The organism is Kitasatospora sp. NPDC091257, from assembly GCF_044757675.1.
GTDB lineage: Bacteria > Actinomycetota > Actinomycetes > Streptomycetales > Streptomycetaceae > Kitasatospora > Kitasatospora lactacystinica.
Genome location: NZ_JBIVVI010000973.1, coordinates 1 through 3,536, shown reverse-complemented (window position 1 = coordinate 3,536; position 3,536 = coordinate 1). Strand labels below are relative to the sequence as shown.

Here is a 3,536-nt window from a genome sequence, read left to right as displayed (position 1 = left end):
GCTCACACCGACCCGCCGCCACACCCCTCCCCCACTCGGGAGTCCTCGGTGTTGTCGGGCCGGGCCGCTAGGGTCTGTGGGTCACGGGGCAGGCAGGGAAAGGGTTGGGGCACGTGGGGTTTGTGCGGGCAGCGGAGCTGCCGGGTGAGGTGGTGCACGCGGGGAGTCGGGACTTCCTGGTGCGGGAGGGGCTTCCGGCGACCGGGGCGTTCCTGGACTTCGAGGCCCTCGGGGACGGGGAGCTGACGGCGTTCCCGGCGGAGGCGGAGCGGCTGTTCGTCCTCGGGGAAACGGAGTACTGCACGCCGTTCGCCGCCGGCGGGAGCCTGGTGCTGCTGGACGGGGTGACCGGCGAGGTGTTCCTGGACAACGGTGGCCCGCGGCGCGACCTGCTGGCCTCCGGCGTGGCCGCGCTGGCGGGCCTGGTGCGCGAGGTGGACGCGGTGGCCGAGGGGGCCCGGCGGCCGGAGGCGCTGGACGGGCGGCGCGGGCCCACCGTGGTGGCCGAGGTGCTGGCGGGGGCCGAGCGGCGGATGCGGGAGATCGATCCCGGGCTGTTCGACGACGGGTCCGCGCCGCCCCCGCACTGGGGCACCGCGCTGCTGGTGCGGGCGTTGGGCTGGGGCGCGCTGCCGGGCGGGCCGGGCGGGCCCGCGTACGAGACGGCCCCGGAGCTGGTGGCGGAGCTGGCGGCGCTGACGGACCAGGACGGCGGCCCCGGCCGGGTGCACCGGTTCCGGCCCGAGGAGCTGCCCGCCGCTCTCGTACACGAGCCGACCCGGCGGCTGCTGACCGAGGTCGGCCTGCCGCTGGGCGGGGCGATGTTCGGGGTGTGCGAGGAACCGCTGGTCACCATGGGCGAGGCGTACCCGGAGTACTTCGACGGCGAGGAGGAACGGCCGTACCAGCGGGACTACCTCGCCCTCGGGGACTGGCCGACCGACCTCACGATCGCCCTGGACTGCGCCACCGGCCGGCTGGAGCTGCCGGACTGGTACGACGACGGCCACCCCGAGGCCTACCTGAACCGCGACCTGTCCGCCCTGCTCTACGCCCTCTGGACGTACGAGCGGCTGCGCGCCGAGTGGGACCGCTGGGAATACGGCCGGGCCCGGGGCACCTGGGCGGTGTTCGATCCGCAGGCGCTGCTGAGCGCGGTGGTGGACCGACTGGTGGAGACCGTCGACCCGGAGGCGTTCGCCTCGCCCGGCTGCTCCTGGCGACTGCTCGCCGAGGACGGGCACATGGGCGGCCTGCTCGGCTGAGCGCTTCGCCCGGCCAGGCTCTGGTGACGGGCGGTGGCCGGGGCGCCGGTGCACCGGCCCGCCGGTCGACACGCTGCGGGCGGCGGGAGGGGTGGCGCGCCGGTCGACGTGCTGCGGGAGGGGTGACGGGCCGGGCGTAGGCTGAGCCGATTCGATCACTTGAGAAGGCGTCGAAGGGAGCTGCGAGGGATGCGCAGCGATACGGGGGAGCTCTACCGCGCGTTCGCGGAGAGGGAGGCGCACGGCAACTCGCCGATCTACCAGGAGCTGGCCGAACGCGTCGCCGAGGACCGGCAGTTGTGTGCGCTGCTGGACGGGCTGCCCATCGCGAAGCGGCAGCCGAACCTGCTGTTCGGCGCGGTCCGGCACCTGGGCGGGCCGGTGACGGAGGGCTGGCCGGCCTTCCACGGCTGGACGGCGGAGCACTGGGCCGGGGTCTCGGCGACGATGCTGGAGCGGCGGACGCAGACCAACGAGGCGGGCCGCTGCGCCACCCTGCTGCCGCTGCTGGCCGCGCTGCCGCAGCCGCTCGCCCTGATCGAGGTCGGCGCCTCGGCCGGACTCTGCCTGTACCCGGACCGGTATCGGTACCGGTACCGGTACGTGGCCGGAGACGGGCGCAGGAGTGGGGGCGGGAGCGAGAGCGGCAGCGGCAGCCGGGCCGGTACCCCGGTCGCCGAGTTCGGCGCCGAGGCGAGCCCGGTGACGCTGGACTGCGCGGTGAGCGGTCCGGTGCCGTTCCCCGGATCCCTGCGGGAGCGGCTGCCCGAGGTGGTGTGGCGGGCCGGGATCGACCTCAATCCGCTGGATGTGCGGGCCGAGGAGGACGTGCGCTGGCTGGAGTCGCTGGTCTGGCCCGAGCAGACCCACCGGCTGGACCGGCTGCGCGGCGCCGCCCGGGTCGCCCGGGCCGAACCGCCGCTGCTGGTGCGCGGCGATCTCAACGCGACGGTGGGCGAGTTGGTGGTTCGGGCCCCGGCGGGGTCGACGCCGGTGGTGTTCCACAGCGCGGTGCTCGCGTACCTGTCGCCGGAGGAGCGGGAGGAGTTCGCGGCGACGATGCGTGAGCTGCCCGGGCACTGGATCTCCAACGAGGCGGTTTCCGTGCTGCCGACCGTCGCCCGACGCCTCCCCCGCCCGGCCCCGGTCGGCTCCGGACTGTTCGCGCTCGCGCTGGACGAGCGGCCGGTGGCCTTCACCGGGCCGCACGGGCAGTCCCTGGACTGGTTCGGCGAGGCGTGGCCCGGCGAGGCATAGAGGCAGGCGAGGTAGAGAGGCACAGGCGGCGCGCGGCGGTGTGCGGCGGTGTGCGGCAGCGGGTAAACCGGCGGGAGTCTCGGGCTTGAAGCTGCCGCAACGGCAGCCTCTACCGTCGTGACCAGGGCCGGAGAACCGGCCCCGGTCCACGCGAACGTGGGGACATGGAGAACGAGGGAGGCGGCCATGGCCTGGCCCATCGCCGAAGTGGCCCGGATGTCCGGCGTGACCGCCAGGACGCTGCGGCACTACGACGAGATCGGGCTGCTGCCCCCGGCCTGGATCGGCTCCAACGGCCACCGCTACTACGAGGAACGGCAGTTGCTCCAACTGCAACAGATCCTGGTACTGCGGGCACTGGGCGTGGGGCTGACCGAGATCGCCCGGATCCTGGGCGATCAGGTGGACGAGCTGGAGGCCCTGCGGGGCCACCGCCACCGGCTGGTCGCCGAGCGCGACCGGCTCGACGCCCTGGCCACCACTGTCTCCCGCACGATCGCCGACCTGGAACGCTCCCGGAAGGACGGCACGCCCATGACCATCAACCGACCCGAGAACCTGTTCGAGGGCATCCAGCCCGACGACGTCGACGCGAGCCTGCGCGACTTCCCCGAGCACGCCGAGGCGGCTCGGCGCGCGACCGCCGCGATGTCTCCGGCCGAGATCGAGGCCGGACAGCGCGAGCGGACCGCCCGCATGATCCACCTGGCGGAGCTGATGGCGGCCGGCCACCCGGCCGGCGCCGAGCCTGTACAGAGCAAGATCGACGAGGAGTACCAGCTGCTCCGCACCATCCGTTCGGTTCCGGCCGAGGAGTACCTGGCGATCGCCCGTTCCTGCACCGAGAACGAGCAGTGGAGCGCCGCGTACGAGGCCATCGCCCCGGGCCTGGCCGCGTACCAGCGTGCCGCCATGGAGGCGTACGCGGCGGCGCGGCTGTCCTGAGCCGGGTCGGGCCGGACCGACCCGGCCTGGCCCAACCCGGTCCGGTCCGGTCCGGGAGCCTTACGGGGG

Annotated in this window: 3 protein-coding genes; all 3 read left to right on the top strand. The window is 74.4% G+C overall.

Features of this window, described 5'->3' with window-relative positions:
* Positions 1-113 precede the first annotated feature (113 nt).
* Complete coding sequence (locus ACIQOV_RS32980; RefSeq protein WP_401054400.1) at positions 114-1,265, top strand: SUKH-4 family immunity protein; 1,152 nt, start codon at positions 114-116, stop codon at positions 1,263-1,265.
* 189 nt (positions 1,266-1,454) lie between these two features.
* Positions 1,455-2,522 (top strand): DUF2332 domain-containing protein, encoded by a 1,068-nt coding sequence (locus ACIQOV_RS32975; RefSeq protein WP_401054398.1) that lies wholly within the window; start codon positions 1,455-1,457, stop codon positions 2,520-2,522.
* Between the two features lie 186 nt (positions 2,523-2,708).
* Positions 2,709-3,467 carry a MerR family transcriptional regulator gene (locus ACIQOV_RS32970; RefSeq protein WP_401054397.1) on the top strand — a complete coding sequence of 253 codons (759 nt, stop codon included), beginning with the start codon at positions 2,709-2,711 and terminating at the stop codon, positions 3,465-3,467.
* Positions 3,468-3,536: the final 69 nt, after the last annotated feature.